The 14433-nt window shown below is 71.7% G+C and carries 10 protein-coding genes and 1 pseudogene; 7 read left to right on the top strand and 4 right to left on the bottom strand.

Annotation, left to right across the window (positions count from 1 at the left end):
- Both IE136_RS16595 and IE136_RS16590 read left to right on the top strand, forming a co-directional pair.
- A pseudogene (locus IE136_RS16595) lies at nucleotides 1-533 on the top strand (hypothetical protein); the annotation flags it as partial.
- Nucleotides 534-679: 146 nt separating this feature from the next.
- Nucleotides 680-1810, top strand: coding sequence for a glutamate--cysteine ligase (locus IE136_RS16590; protein WP_158993158.1), 1131 nt, complete (start codon nucleotides 680-682; stop codon nucleotides 1808-1810).
- A gap of 63 nt (nucleotides 1811-1873) precedes the next feature.
- On the opposite strand, the gene IE136_RS16585 is transcribed toward IE136_RS16590, so the two are convergent.
- Complete coding sequence (locus IE136_RS16585; RefSeq protein WP_189600727.1) at nucleotides 1874-4951, bottom strand: glycoside hydrolase family 3 protein; 3078 nt, start codon at nucleotides 4949-4951, stop codon at nucleotides 1874-1876.
- A 70-nt stretch (nucleotides 4952-5021) separates the two neighbouring features.
- Nucleotides 5022-6002, bottom strand: a complete 981-nt coding sequence (locus tag IE136_RS16580; protein ID WP_158993162.1) for a LacI family DNA-binding transcriptional regulator — start codon at nucleotides 6000-6002, stop codon at nucleotides 5022-5024.
- 279 nt (nucleotides 6003-6281) lie between these two features.
- Here IE136_RS16580 and IE136_RS16575 point away from each other — a divergent pair, with 279 nt between their 5' ends.
- From IE136_RS16575 to IE136_RS16560, 4 genes are all read left to right on the top strand, one after another.
- The gene (locus IE136_RS16575) at nucleotides 6282-8174 is read left to right on the top strand and encodes a ricin-type beta-trefoil lectin domain protein (RefSeq protein ID WP_189600726.1); all 1893 of its coding nucleotides are present in this window, start codon (nucleotides 6282-6284) and stop codon (nucleotides 8172-8174) included.
- A 69-nt stretch (nucleotides 8175-8243) separates the two neighbouring features.
- The gene (locus IE136_RS16570) at nucleotides 8244-8957 is read left to right on the top strand and encodes a ribonuclease H family protein (protein ID WP_189600725.1); all 714 of its coding nucleotides are present in this window, start codon (nucleotides 8244-8246) and stop codon (nucleotides 8955-8957) included.
- A gap of 102 nt (nucleotides 8958-9059) precedes the next feature.
- Complete coding sequence (locus IE136_RS16565) at nucleotides 9060-10025, top strand: LLM class F420-dependent oxidoreductase (RefSeq protein WP_158993168.1); 966 nt, start codon at nucleotides 9060-9062, stop codon at nucleotides 10023-10025.
- A 2-nt stretch (nucleotides 10026-10027) separates the two neighbouring features.
- On the top strand, nucleotides 10028-10708 hold the full coding sequence (locus tag IE136_RS16560; RefSeq protein ID WP_158993170.1) for an HAD family hydrolase: 681 nt from the start codon (nucleotides 10028-10030) through the stop codon (nucleotides 10706-10708).
- A gap of 116 nt (nucleotides 10709-10824) precedes the next feature.
- Here IE136_RS16560 and IE136_RS16555 read toward each other — a convergent pair whose 3' ends face one another.
- Complete coding sequence (locus tag IE136_RS16555; RefSeq protein ID WP_158993172.1) at nucleotides 10825-12540, bottom strand: RICIN domain-containing protein; 1716 nt, start codon at nucleotides 12538-12540, stop codon at nucleotides 10825-10827.
- A 140-nt stretch (nucleotides 12541-12680) separates the two neighbouring features.
- Complete coding sequence (locus IE136_RS16550) at nucleotides 12681-13376, bottom strand: DUF4386 domain-containing protein (protein WP_189600724.1); 696 nt, start codon at nucleotides 13374-13376, stop codon at nucleotides 12681-12683.
- A gap of 123 nt (nucleotides 13377-13499) precedes the next feature.
- On the opposite strand from IE136_RS16550, the gene IE136_RS16545 reads away from it, so the two are divergent.
- Nucleotides 13500-14222 carry a TetR/AcrR family transcriptional regulator C-terminal domain-containing protein gene (locus IE136_RS16545; protein WP_158993176.1) on the top strand — a complete coding sequence of 241 codons (723 nt, stop codon included), beginning with the start codon at nucleotides 13500-13502 and terminating at the stop codon, nucleotides 14220-14222.
- The last annotated feature ends 211 nt before the right edge of the window (nucleotides 14223-14433 follow it).

Here is a 14433-nt window from a genome sequence, read left to right as displayed (position 1 = left end):
CGTCCATGACCGGCACAATGCCGTTCATGGACGCCGCTGGTGTAGGACTCGTCAGCGCGACGGCGGCGGTGGTCGGGGCCGCCCTGGGCGCGGCCGGCGCGATCACGGCGGCCGTCACCCTGGCCAGGAGCGAGGCGCGGGAGTCGCGTCGGCAGGCCCGGCGCGAGGCGTACCTCGCCTTCCTGGACGCCGCGGAGGACGCCACCCAGGACCTCGGCCGCGTCACCCGCGCCCTGTCGGTGGGACGGAGCAACTATCCGGCGATCCAGGAGCGGGTGAACGGTGTGTCGCGCGCTCTCCGCCGACACGTCAGCGTCGTCCTGATCGAGGGACCCGAGGAAGCGGCGGTGGCCGCACAGCGCTTCTCCACGGCCGTGCACGCCTGGCAGGCCGTCCTGGGCGAGCACCAGCACATGGAGGACGCGGAGTGGGCGTGGGCGGCGGACGTGGCGGCGACGGCCGCCACGGAGGCCCTGGCCGAGTTCCGTGGAACGGCCCGGGCCGCGCTGCACGGCCCCGACAAGGCCTTCTGACCTCGCCCGGTCCCCGCGTTCCGGACGGATCGTGCCCGCACGCGCACGTTGTGCGACGGTGAGCGGGACCCCCGCACGGTGTCGCATGGGTGCCCGTTCAGGGGGCAGGGGGACAACACCTGACGGGGCGAGCGAGGGGCTGTGACGTGCGAAGTGTAGGTGTGGAAGAAGAACTGCTGATCGTGGACGCGGACAGCGGCGAGCCGGTGGCTCTGGCCGGTGCCGTGCTGGCGGCCGCCCGGCGGTCCGCCGCGCAGGAGGGCGCCGACGGCCGCCGGGACGACGATCCCGATTTCGAGAAGGAACTGCAGAAGGAACAGCTGGAATTCGCCACCCGGCCCGTGACGCGGATGGACGAGCTCGCGGACGAGATCGTCCGGTGGCGCGGCGAGTCCGCCCGGCACGCCGCCACCGTCGGCGCCGTCGTCGCCGCCGTGGCCACCTCGCCGCTCCCGGTGAGCCCCACACTCAGCCAGGGGGAGCGGTACCAGTGGCTCGGCGAGCGCTTCGGCCTGACCGCCCAGGAACAGCTCACCTGCGGCTGCCATGTGCACGTGTCGGTCGACTCCGACGAGGAGGGTGTCGCGGTGCTCGACCGCATCCGGCCCTGGCTCCCCGTGCTGCTGGCGATGAGCGCGAACTCTCCCTTCTGGCAGGGGGAGGACAGCCGCTACGCCAGCTACCGCAGCCAGGTCTGGGACAGATGGCCCTCGGCCGGCCCCGTCGACGTGTTCGGCTCCGCGGACCGCTACCACGAGCAGGTCCGCGCCATGCTCGGCACGGAGGTGCTGCGGGACCAGGGGATGGTCTACTTCGACGCCCGTCTGTCGGCCAACTACCCCACCGTCGAGATCAGGGTCGCCGACGTGTGCCTCGACCCCTCCACCCCCGTCCTGCTGGCCGCCCTGGTGCGCGGCCTGGTCGAGACCGCCTCCCGCGCCTGGAAGGAGGGGCAACCGCCGGCCCGGGTGCCCACGAGCCTCCTGCGGCTGGCCTCCTGGCGAGCCGGCCGGTCGGGCCTGGACGGCCCGCTGATCCACCCCGAGACCATGCGCCCCGCACCGCCCGACACCGTCGTCCACGCGCTGTACGACCATGTGGAACAGGCACTTCAGGACCACGGTGATGCCGAACGGGTCAAGGCCGGCATCGCCGGGCTCCTGGACCACGGCACCGGCGCCCGCATCCAGCGGAAGCTGCTCGGCAGCGAGGGAAGCCTCGCCGCGACGGTCGCCGCCTGCGCCCGCATCACCGTGGGCGAACCGCCTCGAGCGTGACCCGCCCCCCGAGGCGGCCGGTGCGAGGCCGGGCCGGAGTGGCCCCGGCCCCGCACCGCTCGCTCAGGCGGCCCGGTACGCCGCGGTCAGTTGGGAGACGGCACCCGTCAGGTCCCCGGTGAGCAGCAGGTGGTCGGCCTTGGCGAAGGGTGCGGCCGTCGCCTCGGTGATGTTCCCGCCGATCCGCCGCTGCACGATGATCCGTGCCCGGCCGACCAGCTCCCGTGCCTCCGCCGACGTACCGCGACCGGTCGCCTCGAGCACCTTCGCCGCGACGCCGATGGCCTTCAGCGCGGCCTCCCCGCCGACGGCGGGCGTCGGAGCGGCGCGGGTGGTCAGCCCCCAGCCGTAGGGGAACTGCGGGTCGTAGGAGGCGTCGCCGACGTTGATCGGCAGCTGCGCCTCGGACTTCGGCCAGGTGACCGGGAGCTGCCCGGTGAAGGGCCGTGCGCCGTAGAGGACGTCGGCGACGCCGTCGCCCTCGGTGCCCGGGAGCCAGGACGCGACGAGCGCGTCGATGGCGCCGAGCCGGTCGCCGATGAGCTGCGGGCGGCCGGAGACGACGAGCACCGCGCACGGCATCGCTGCGCAGACCTTGTCGACGGCCGCCTTGTCGGCCGGCGTCAGCTCCAGGTCGTTGCCGTTGCCCACGTCGCCGAAGCCCTCCGCGTAGGGCGTCTCGCCGACGACGACCACACCCACGTCATGCCCGTCGGTGGCGGCCGAGGCGTCTTTGGAGTAGGAGATCTCCGCGTCGGGCGCGGCCTTCCTCATGCCCTCCAGGATCGTGGTGCCGGTGGTCGTCCTGCCGGAGGAGCCCTGCCAGCTGATGGTCCAGCCGCCCGCCTGGTTGCCGATGTCGTCGGCGTTGGAGCCGGCGACGTACACCCTCTGGGAGGGCTTCAGAGGCAGCACGGCGCCGTCGTTCTTCAGCAGCACCTGGGACTTGGCGACGGCCTCCCGGGCCACGGCCCGGTGCGCCGGGGACCCGATCTCGTCCAGGTGGGCGGTGTCGGCGTAGGGCCGTTCGAACAGGCCCAGCCTGAACTTCTGGGTCAGGATGCGGGACACCGCGTCGTCGACGCGCGCCCGGCTGACGCGCCCGGCGGTCACCTCGTCCTGGAGCGTCCGGGTGAAGCCCTGGTAGTCGGTCGGCACCATGATCATGTCCAGCCCCGCGTTGACCGAGGTGCGCACATCGCTCGGGTAGTCGCCGGGAATCTGGTCGATGGCCTGCCAGTCGCTGATCACGAACCCGTCGAAGCCCATGCGGTCCTTGAGGACCCCGTTGATCATCTCGGCGTTGGCGTGCATCTTCACCGGGCCACGGTCGTCGCCCAGGATGTCCAGCGAGGAGTACGAGGGCATGACCGTGCCGGCCCCGCGCTCGACCGCCTCGGCGAACGGCGCCAGGTGCACCGCCTCCAGCTCCTCCCGGGTGACCCTGGTGATCCCCTGGTCGATCGTGTACGAACCGGTGGTCGACGAACCGAACTCCGTACCGCCGTCGCCGACGAAGTGCTTGGCGCTGGTCAGCACCTTGTCGTTGCGGTCGAGGTCCTTGCCGCCGCGCGCTCCCTGCATCCCGTTGATCACGGTCTCCATGGCGGTCACCAGGGCGGGGTCCTCGCCGAACGCCTCGTAGGAGCGGCCCCAGCGCTCGTCGCGCGTCACGCACAGGCAGGGGGCGAAGTCCCACGGGATGCCGGTGGCCCGCACCTCCTTGGCGGTGACGGCGCCGGTCCGCTCGGCGAGCTTCGGGTCACGGCCGGCGCCGATGCCGATGTTGTGCGGCATGATCGTGGAGCCGATGACGTTGTTGTGTCCGTGCACCGCGTCCACGCCGTAGATCAGCGGGATCTGGAAGCGGGTCGCCCGGGCGCGCGCCTGGTAGGAGTCGATCATCTCCGCCCACGCCTCGGGCGTGTTCGGGGAGGGCACCGAGCCGCCGCCGGAGAGCAGGGAGCCGAGGTCGTACGAGGCGATGTCACCCGGCGACTTGAGAGCGTTGCGCTCGGCCTGCGTCATCTGGCCGGCCTTCTCCGCGAGGGTCATCCGCCCGAGCAGGTCGGCGACGCGCTTCTTCACGGGGAGTTTCGTGTCGAGGTACGGCAGTCCGTGGGCGTCCACCACGACCAGCGGGGTCTCGGCGGGGGCCTTGGCGCCGGTGACGGTCAGCTTGAGGGGGATGGTCTCGGCGGACTCGGCGGAGCCGTCCTTCCGGGTGGTCACGGCGATCGAGCGGGTGGCGCCGGAGGCCGTGCCGGCAGGGAAGGTGACACTGCCGCTGACCGGTGTGTAGTCCCTGCCGGACTCGGCGCTGCCGCCCTCGGTGGCGTACGTGACGGTGACGGGCTCGCCGATGGGCGTGGAGCCGGTCGTGGCGACCGAGAGCCTCACCTGGGCGGTGCCGCCCTCGCCGACCGGGTACACGGCGGCGTCGGTGACGACCTTGGTGTTCAGGGCCGGCTCCGCCGTGCCGTACAGCTCCACGCCGTCGAGCGCGAAGGAGCCGGGGGACCCGGGAGGCAGGGTGAGGGCGTAACCCCACATCTCGTTCAGGCCGAGCACCTGGTCGATGCCGCCCACCGGCTGGTAGTCGGCGCGGTAGTGGAAGTCGGAGAACGGGATCTCGACGAGGTGCCATCCCTCCCAGTCGTCGGTGAACGAGGTGGTCCACAGCTCGGACGCCTCGCCGTTCGCCCCGCCGTCCTTGATCTCGAAGTGGACGCGCTTGCCCGAACCGGGCGGCAGGGGAGCGGTGTTCTGGCCGTACCACCAGAAGCGGACGCCCTTGAACGCGGTCCAGTCGTGCGCCGGCCGGTCGAAGGCGAAGTCGTGGCTGAGCCCGCCCCAGCCGCTGATGTCGTAGTCGCCCTCGAGGACCTTGGCACCCTCTGGAGCGTCGGCGCGCTCGCTGATCCGCAGCCGGGGCTGGTCGTCGGCGTCACTGCCCCACGTGAAGAGACCCTCCGCGGGCGGATGAGCGAAGGGGATCTCCCCTTCGAACCGGTCGACGGCCACCGGGACGGGTTCGTCGGCGGCGGCGCTCGGCAGGGCTCCGGCGAGCAGCCCCCCGAGCACGGCGACGGCGGCGATCACCGCCGTACCGGTTCTGCTCCTGAGACGGGGTCGTGGCATGACGGCTCCTTCTGCGCTGCTGTGAGGTGAGGTGGGGTGAGGAGGCGGTGCGGCGGGGTGCGTCGGCGGTTCAGAGGGCCGGCGCCGAGCGTCGGACGACGAGTTCGGTGGGGAGGACGACCGGTTCGTCCGGGACCGCCTCGCCGGCCAGCCCGGCGAGCAGCATCCGGGCGGCCGTCTCACCCATCCGCCGCATCGGCTGGCGGACCGTGGTCAAGGGCGGTTCGGTGTGCCGGGCCATGGGTATGTCGTCGAACCCGACGACGGCGACGTCGTCGGGCACGGCGCGGCCCGCCTCGCGCAGGGCACGCAACGCCCCGGCCGCGATGAGGTCGTTGTGGGCGAAGACGCAGTCGAAGTCCCGGCCCTCGGCGAGCGCCCGTTCGACGCCGGAGCGGCCGGTCTCCTCGGTGAACTCGCCCTCGGCGACCAGATCGGTGGGCAGCACCTCGAGAAACCCTTCCAGCCGGTCGCGTACGCAGCCGAAGTCCCGTCGGCCGGTGACGACAAGGGGACGTGTACGGCCCGAGGCCCGCAGATGGGCGGCGGCGGACGCGCCACCGGCGCGGTTCGTGGTGGCGACCGAGGGGAACGCCGGGTGATGGCCGCGGTCGTCGATGAGCACCACGGGCAGGCCCCGCCGGTGCATCGCGGCGATGGTGTCGAGGGTGTCCTCCGGCTCGATGACGAGAAGACCGTCGAAGGCCCGCGCGGAGACCTGACCGGCGAAGTGGCGGACGGAGTCGGCGCCCCGATTGCAGGTGAACAGCAACAGGCCGTAGCCGGCGGCCTCGACGGTGTCGGCGACACCCTGCAGGACCTCGCCCATCCACGGCCAGGTGAGCGACGGCGTCAGCATGCCGACGGTGCGACTGCTGCCGCGCGCCAGGCCGACCGCTCCCGAGCTGGGGACGTAACCGAGCACACCGATCACTTCACGAACACGGGCGGCGGTGGTGGAGTCCACCTCCGCCCCGGCGTTCAGGACCCGGGAGACGGTGGTCTTGCTGACGCCCGCCTGACGTGCGACGTCGGCGATCGTGACACGCATCGAGGGGCCTCCGGCTCGGGGACTGACATCGCTTCCGGAACCGCTTCCGGAACCGGTTCCGGCGCGGTGCGGTGAGTCAACAGCCAGGCCGCTCAGTCGTCAAGAGTTCACGCTGACATCGGCTGAATCCCAAGTTCCCCCCGCACTTGGTGTGTTGTGCGTTCAAGATCTGAATGCGCGAAGTCTTGACGGGGCCGCCTTGCGGCAGTTCACTCACGCCTCGGTCCATCACTCGGTTCACGGACCCACCCCCACACCCCCGCCGAGAAGGGCACCAGCATGTTCCGTCCGACGCACCGACCACCCCCCATCGCCCGTCGGCTGACGCTCGCGCTCCTCTCCGGCGCGCTCGCCACGGCCGGCTTCACCGGACTCTCCGCCGGCCCGGCGCGTGCCGCCGGCGAGCAGGTGGACGTCTGGCTCACCACCACCGACGACACCGGCGGCCGCCATGTCACCCGCGGACTCCAGCAGCAGGCCCCGCTCGCCTTCCAGCCGGGCAACGGAGGTGGCGGCACGAACATCACCGTCGACGAGAACACCCGCTACCAGACCTTCAGCGGCGGCGGCGCCTCGTTCACCGACACCGCCGCCTGGCTGATGAAGGGCTCCGGAGCGCTGTCCCAGGCGACCCGCGACGCGACGATGAAGAAACTGTTCTCGCCCACCGAGGGCATCGGCCTCTCCTTCGTCCGTAACCCCATGGGCGGCTCCGACCTCGCCCGGTTCGGCTACACCTACGACGACCTGCCGGCCGGCCAGACCGACCCCGCACTCGCGAAGTTCTCGCTCACCCACGACCTGCAGGACGTGCTGCCCCTCACGAGGCAGGCCAGGCAGCTGAACCCGCGGCTCACCCTGGTGGCCTCGCCCTGGACGGCACCGGCCTGGATGAAGGACACCGGCCGGCTCAACGGCGGCTGGCTGAAGGCCGAGCACTACGGCACGTACGCCGACTACTTCGTGAAATATCTCCAGGGGTGGCGCGACCAGGGCGTCCCCGTCGACTACGTCACCGCCCAGAACGAGCCGACCTGCTGCGCCGGCTACCCCTCGATGAGCTGGAACGCCTCGGGGCTCGCGTACTTCACCAAGAACGAGCTGCTGCCGAAGCTCCGGGCGGCGGGCCTTCCCACCAAGGTCCTCGCCCACGACTGGAACTGGGACACGTACGACGCCTACGCCGCGCAGACCGTGGAGGACCCGGCGGTGCGCAGCCACCCGAACTTCGGCGGCGTCGCCTGGCACGGTTACGGCGGCGACGTCGCCAAGCAGTCCGAGGTCCACGACCGCCACCCGCAGCTGGACGCCTTCCAGACCGAGCACTCCGGCGGCACCTGGATCGCCCACCAGCAGCGCGAAGACATGATGAACATCATCGACTACACCCGGAACTGGGCGAAGTCGGTCACCAAATGGTCGCTCGCGGTCGACCAGAACCGCGGCCCGCACAACGGCGGATGCGGCACCTGCGACGGCCTGATCACCGTCCACAACGGAGACTCCCGCCACGGACAGGTCGACTACACCGTCGAGTACTACACCATGGGCCACCTCACGAAGTTCGTGAAACCCGGCGCCCACCGGATCGGCTCCACCGGCAGTTCGGCCGTACCGAACGTGGCCTGGCGCAACCCGGACGGATCCAAGGCGCTCATCGCCTACAACGACTCCACCGCCGCGCGGACGATGACCGTGAACTGGGGCGGCCAGCGCTGGACGTACTCCCTGCCCGGCAGGACGTCCGCCACCTTCACCTGGTCGGGCACCCAGAGCGGCGGCTCCGAACCGTCCGGCGCCCTCGTCGGCCTCGGCGGGAAGTGCCTCGACGTGGCGGGCGGCGCCACGGCGGACGGCACCCCCGTCCAGCTCTGGGACTGCAACGGCTCCGCCGCCCAGCGCTGGACGCTCCGCGCCGACGGCTCCGTCCGGGCGCTCGGCATGTGCCTGGACGTGACCTCCGGGTCGACGGCGGACGGAGCCAAGGTCCAGCTCCACACCTGCAACGGCTCAGGCGCGCAGCGGTGGCGCCACGAACCCACGTCGGCCGACCTGGTGAACGTACCGGCCGACAAGTGCCTGGACGCCTCCGACCACGCCTCCGCGAACGGGACCCGGGCCCAGATCTGGACCTGCACCGGGGCAGCCAACCAGAAGTGGCGCCTGGGGTAGAGCCGCGGGGGCCAGGGGCCCCGGCACCCGGGGCACTGTGAGCCGACGGCGGCATGTCAGGATCGTGGGATGACGGAAGCGAAGATCATCGCGGCGTGCGACGGCGCGTCGAAGGGGAACCCCGGGCCCGCCGGCTGGGCATGGGTCGTCGCGGGAGCCGACGGCGCGGTGGACCGGTGGGAGGCGGGCCCGCTGGGCAGGGCGACCAACAACGTAGCCGAGCTGACCGCCCTGCTCAAGCTTCTGGAGTCCCTCGATCCGGACGTGCCGACGGAGGTGCGGATGGACTCCCAGTACGCCATGAAGGCCGTCACCACCTGGCTGCCCGGGTGGCGCCGCAAGGGATGGCGTACCGCCTCCGGCACCCCGGTGGCGAACAAGGACCTCGTGGTCCGCATCGACGAACTGCTGACCGGCAGGCGGGTCGACTTCGTCCACACCCCCGCCCACCAGGTGGACGGCGACCCGCTCAACGACGCCGCCGACCGGGCGGCCGGCGAAGCGGCCGTCACCCAGCGGGCGCTCGGCTCCGCCGCGGGATCCCCTCTCCCGCCGCCCGGTGGCGCGGCGCACTCCGCCGGAGCCGGCCGCGCCCGCACCACCGGCCGCGGGCGTGGCGAGCGGGCACCGGGCGCGCGCTCCGCCGGGGGCGGCTCGGTCAAGGCCAGATTCCCCGGCCGGTGCCGCTGCGGCGCTCCGTACGCCAAGGGCGAGACGATCACGAAGAACCCCGACGGCTGGGGCCACCCCGCCTGCGCCTCGGCTGCGGGCACAACCGGCTGACGCACGCCCGGGCGGCCACTCGGACGCACGCGCCGTGGGCCACTCGGAGGACCGGTCGACCCAGCCGGTTTCCGGGTGGCCGGTTGCGGCAAGGGGCGGAACATGGTGCACATCGGCTACACAATGATGACCGAGCAGGCCGGACCCCGTGACCTGGTCGCCCACGTGGTGGGAGCGGAGGAGGCCGGGTTCGACTTCTCGGTGATCTCGGACCACTCCTTCCCCTGGCTGGACGAGCAGGGGCACGCTCCGTACGCGTGGAGCGTCCTGGGAGCGGCCGCGCAGGCCACCTCCCGTATCCCCTTGATGACCTACGTCACCTGCCCCACCTTCCGCTACCACCCCGCGGTCATCGCCCAGAAGGCGGCGACGATGCAGCTGCTCTCCGGCGGCCGCTTCCGGCTGGGTCTCGGCTCGGGAGAGAACCTCAACGAGCACATCATCGGAGCCGGCTGGCCCTCCGCGAGTGTCCGCCTGGACATGCTGGAGGAGGCCGTCGACATCATCCGGGCCCTGTTCGGCGGGGAGTACGTCACCCACCACGGCGAACACTTCCAGGTGGACCACGCCAAGCTGTGGGACGTCCCCGACACCCCGCCGCCCATCGGCGTCGCGGTGTCCGGCCCCCGCTCCTGCGAACTCGCCGGACACCAGGCCGACCTGGTGATCGCGACCGAACCGAAGCAGGAGCTGCTGGACGCCTTCGACGCGCACGGCGGCGCCGGCAAACCGCGGATCGGCCAGCTCCCGGTCTGTTACGACCCCGACCGGGACGCCGCGGTGAAGCGCGCCCACGAGCAGTTCCGGTGGTCCCTCGGGGGCTGGAAGGTCAACTCCGAGCTTCCCTCGCCGACCGCGTTCGACCAGGCCTGCGAGACCGTCCGCCCCGAGGACGTGGCGGAGTCCGTCCCCTGCGGGGACGACGTCACCGCCTTCGTGGACGCCGTCCGCCCCTACGTCGAGGCCGGGTTCGACGAGATCGCCCTGGTCCAGATCGGAGGAGCGCACCAGGAGCCCTTCCTCCAGTGGGCCCGGACCACGTTGCTGCCCGCCCTCCGGGAGCTGTGAGCGTGCCGGGCACTGACCGCGCCGCCCTCTTCGACGTCGACGGAACGCTCGCGGACACCAACCACCTCCACGTCGTCGCCTGGTGGGAGGCGCTGCGCCAGGGCGGCCACCACGTGGACACGCACGCCATCCACCGGGCGATCGGCCTGCCCGGCGACCAGCTCGTGGAACACCTGCTCGGCGAAGAGCGCGACCGGGCCGGCGACGAACGGCTCTCCACGGCCCACGACACGCTCTACGGCAGCTACTTCGAGCGTCTCCTCGCCTTCGGCGGGGCCGCGGACCTGCTGCGGACGCTGGCGGGCGACGGCTGGAAGGTGGTTCTGGTGACCTCGGCCAAGGACCGTGAACTGGAGGCACTGCGCCGGGCCGTCGACGCCGACGACGCCATCACCGCCTCCGCCACCTCCGACGACGTCGAGGAGGGCAAACCCGCACCCGATCCGATCGAGCACGCCCTCTCCCTCGTGGGAGTGACACCGGACCGCGCCGTGTTCGTGGGCGACACGGTCTGGGACATGAAGGCCAGCGCCCGGGCCGGTGTCGCCGGTGTGGGCCTGCTCTGCGGCGGGATCCCCCACGACGACCTGACGAAGGCCGGCGCCGCCGCCGTCTACGACGACCCGGCCGACCTCCTCGCCAAGCTCGGCACCAGCCCGTTCGCGTCCGTCCCCGCACGATGAGGTGACACCCCAGGGGATGCCCGGGCGAGGCCGGGAAGAGCTGACGCACGCTCGCGGAGAAGGGGCCGGCCCGGGTACGGGCCGGCCCCTTCGGCGTCCAGGGGGAGCGGGTGGGGCTAGAAGCCCTTCACCACCCAGTCCTGGACGTCAGGAGTGGGGCTGCCCTGGGTCCACAGGGTCAGCCAGACACCGTTGGCCAAGGAGTTGCCCTTCGGCGTGATGGCCTTGCCGTAGGCGTTGACGGCGCTGCCGTCCGCCGACGGGGAGAACCTCTGGACATCGCTCGAGGGGTTACATGTCCACAGGGTCAGCAGCGCGCCGTTGGTGTTCGCGCCGTTGGCCTCGGGGGTGATGCACTTGCCGCTCGCCCTGTGGACGATCAGACCGTTCTCGTACTTCCACCGCTGGATGTCCGATCCCGTGCAGGACCACACGGTGATCGGGGTGCCGTTGGCGGTGCCGTTGCCCTGCGGCGTCGCGCAGACGGAGCCCACCTGGTGGAAGTTGGTGAGCCAGCTCCAGCCGTCGACGGGCTTCCCGGCGTCGGGCTCGACGTTGAACACCACCCGGCGTGGTCCGCTGGAGTCCACCAGTGCCTCGTTGGCGCCCCAGAGCCGCTTGGCGAGGGGGTCCCAGGAGAGGCCCTGGGTCAGCTGCGGCGACTGGGTGAGGACGTGCGGCGCCTCGCCCGGCTTGGCCACGTGGATGCAGGAGTGGAGCGTGGTGCCACCAGGCCAGTACGTCGGGCAGGTACCGCTCATGTAGTAGTTGCTGCCGTCCGTGGCCGTGCCCTGGATGCCCCACACGGGAGAGGTGTAGCCCGTGGTCTCCGAGGCCACCGTGGTGGGGGTGCCGGTGCCGAGGGCCGAGAGGGGCCAGCGGACGATGCGGGCGCCCGCGCCGTTCCTGTTCTCCACCGACACCAGGGCCGGCGTCGCGCCGGAACGGTCGAGGCTCAGGCTGCTCAGGCACAGTTCGTTGTTGACGGACGGACCGCAGGCGCGCGGGTTGTTGTTGACGTACGCCGTGGAGACGTTGTCGACCGCCGCGGTGCTGACAGTGCTGTAGCGGGCCACGAGCGGCATCGCCCAGAGGTGGAAGCGGGCGGACGTCTTGCCCGCGGCCAGACGGGTGAAAGCGCTCGTGGTGTCGTTCATGCGCCACATGCGCGTCAGATCGAAGACCTGCAGTTCCGCGCCGTTGGCGACGAACAGCCTGTTGCCGTACCAGGCGACGCCGTCCGAGTGGGAGGCGAACTCGAGCGGCTTGAAGTTGCCGTCGACCGGCTCCACGAGGGCGATGTGCCCGTACTTGACCTGGCCACCGGTCGACTCCGCGATCGAGACCCTCGCGTAGTCCTCGACGGTCGTCGGAGTCCGGTCCTTGACATACGTGCCGTGGTACCAGGAGGTGACCGTCAGGGAGCGGCCCGCATACAGCCCGTCGGCGGTGGCGGCATGCGAACCGGCGAAGCCCTGCGGCATCCAGCCGCCCGCGGCGTCGGCGTAGTTGGACCTGTCGTCCGCATCGTCCCAACAGAACCCGTCGGGCTTGAGAGCGCCGTTCAGCCCGGTGGCGTGACAGAGGCCCGGTCGTCCGGTACGTGTGCCGATGACGTCGGTGACGGACGCCTTGGCGACTCCGGCTGCCTCGGCGGAGGTGATGAGGTCGGTCTTGTCCCCGTCCACCCGGGTGAGCTTGAAGTTCGCGGTGAACGGGTCCAGGCCGGAGGCCGCCTGGGCGGGCTGGACGGGAAGCAGTACGGACGCGGCTACGGCCGCACCGAGCGAGAGCTGGACAAGGCGGCTTCTTCGCCCGAACATGAATTTCATTCGGTGAGGTTAGCTGCTGCCGCTTGTCATGATCACCTTCTTCACTGGGTCTTCACGCAGGTCAGGGGTGCTCAGCAGGCGTCGGTGCGGCGAAATTGAGGTCGGGTCGGCGAAGGACGCCCACTGCGTTCGGGTGCGGCCTAGGTGGTTGCCGGGAGCGGTCGGGCAGGCTCGAAGCCGCGGGTCAGCAGTCGGACGGCGAGGATCACCTCCCAGGCGAACACCGGGAGCGCGGCGGCCGTGCCCACGGCGGACACCTGGGGGTAGAGCCCGAACAGCACGGCGACCGCGGAGACGCAGATGAGCCCGCCGCCGACGAGACCCAGCAGCGTGAGCGGCCGCGGGACCAGCCGTGAGCGGTGCATCGCGTACGCCAGGACCAAAGTGTTGGCGCCCAGGACGACGTTGGGTCCGAGCAGGAAGGTCCAGTCGTGGACCGCGGCCAGGCCCGCGGCGGCGACCTGTACGGCGGTGGTGGTGCGGGCGTCTCCGGCGGCGGCCAGGTCCTGACGGAGGGTCACCACGGCGAGCACGCTGACCATACCGACCGCGATCACCGCCGCTTCGAGGAGGCGCCCGCACACGTAGCCGACCGCCAGCGCCTCGTGCCGTCTTCTGATGACCGGGAACAGTGTCACCCCGGTACCCACCACGGCGAGCAGCAGCACCATCTCGCTGAGCGCCCCCAGCTGCACGCGGGAGTCCGCTCCCGGCCCGACGACGTACCGCGCGCCGTCGAGCGCGGGGCCGTACAGCGCGAGACCCGCGATCGCGGCGACCTCGGTCAGCAGGAACAGCGCCCCCGTCACGGCCGCGGTCCTTCGGCTCACATCCATGGGATCCCCTCTTACCGCGAGGTGTACGGCGTACACCTCTGCGTCATCGGCCACCCTAGGTGTACGGCGTACACTCGGCAAGGGGCAGGGTGACCGAACCGTGGGAGAAGGGCGGCAGGGCAGATGGCCGAGGAACGCGGGAGCGCCGACCGGGCGCCCCTCAGCAGGGGGCGGGTGCTGCGCGCCGCCGTCGCGCTGGCCGACGCGTCGGGGGCTTCCGGTGCGTCGGGGGCTTCCGGGGCCGACGCGATCAGCATGCGAAGGCTCGCCCAGGAACTCGGCGTCGTCCCGATGGCCCTCTACAAGCACGTGGCCAACAAGGAGGAACTCCTCGACGGCATGGTGGACATGGTCGTCGGCGAGATCGCGCGGCCGGCTCCCGGAGCGGGCTGGAAGAGCGCCGTACGGCAGCAGATCCTCTCGGCCAGGAGCGTGCTGCTGCAGCACCGTTGGGCCGCGCGCGTGATCGAGTCACGCACCGGCCCGACGCCGGCCGTACTGGCCTATCTGGACTCCGTCATCGGCACCTTCCGCGACGGAGGCCTCTCCGCCGACCTCACCCACCATGTGATGCACGCGCTGGGCAGCCGCCTGCTGGGCTTCTCCCAGGAGCTCTTCGACACCGGCCGGTCCACGCCGCCACCCTCCACGCCGGGAGGGTCGGCACCGGATCTGGCGGGGGCCTATCCGCGCGTCGCGGAGATCGCCGCGGCGGCCGCCCATGACGCGGACTCGGCCGTCGGCGGCGGCTGCGACGACCGGTTCGAGTTCGAGTTCGCCCTCGACCTGCTCCTGGACGGCATCGAGCGCCTCCATCACCGAGGCTGGACCTCGGCTTCGCCCTGACCACGAGCGCTCCACGTGGGCCAGGATGCGCGAGCACCTGGCCGCGAGCGGCGCCGGCTTCTCGGACCGCCTCTACGTCCGCGGCGCGTTCCGCCGCGCGAGCCGCGTCGCCGATCGCGGCGTCCACGGCGCCGACACGTACCGCATCGGCCCGCTCGCGGCGGCACCTCGTGGCAGCGCGGCCCGATCCGGTCCTGGCCCCCGACGAGGC

The organism is Streptomyces lateritius, from assembly GCF_014649715.1.
GTDB classification, from domain to species: domain Bacteria; phylum Actinomycetota; class Actinomycetes; order Streptomycetales; family Streptomycetaceae; genus Streptomyces; species Streptomyces lateritius.
The sequence above is the reverse complement of the archived record's forward strand: the minus strand, read 5'-3'. Positions and strand labels throughout refer to the sequence as shown.

What these genes read in the sequence shown, in the direction of transcription:
- IE136_RS16585 (WP_189600727.1), bottom strand. Translation starts at nt 4,951, where the DNA reads ATGCCACGACCCCGTCTCAGGAGCAGAACCGGTACGGCGGTGATCGCC.
- IE136_RS16580 (WP_158993162.1), bottom strand. Translation starts at nt 6,002, where the DNA reads ATGCGTGTCACGATCGCCGACGTCGCACGTCAGGCGGGCGTCAGCAAG.
- IE136_RS16575 (WP_189600726.1), top strand. Translation starts at nt 6,282, where the DNA reads ATGTTCCGTCCGACGCACCGACCACCCCCCATCGCCCGTCGGCTGACG.
- IE136_RS16570 (WP_189600725.1), top strand. Translation starts at nt 8,244, where the DNA reads ATGACGGAAGCGAAGATCATCGCGGCGTGCGACGGCGCGTCGAAGGGG.
- IE136_RS16565 (WP_158993168.1), top strand. Translation starts at nt 9,060, where the DNA reads ATGGTGCACATCGGCTACACAATGATGACCGAGCAGGCCGGACCCCGT.
- IE136_RS16555 (WP_158993172.1), bottom strand. Translation starts at nt 12,540, where the DNA reads ATGAAATTCATGTTCGGGCGAAGAAGCCGCCTTGTCCAGCTCTCGCTC.
- IE136_RS16550 (WP_189600724.1), bottom strand. Translation starts at nt 13,376, where the DNA reads ATGGATGTGAGCCGAAGGACCGCGGCCGTGACGGGGGCGCTGTTCCTG.
- IE136_RS16545 (WP_158993176.1), top strand. Translation starts at nt 13,500, where the DNA reads ATGGCCGAGGAACGCGGGAGCGCCGACCGGGCGCCCCTCAGCAGGGGG.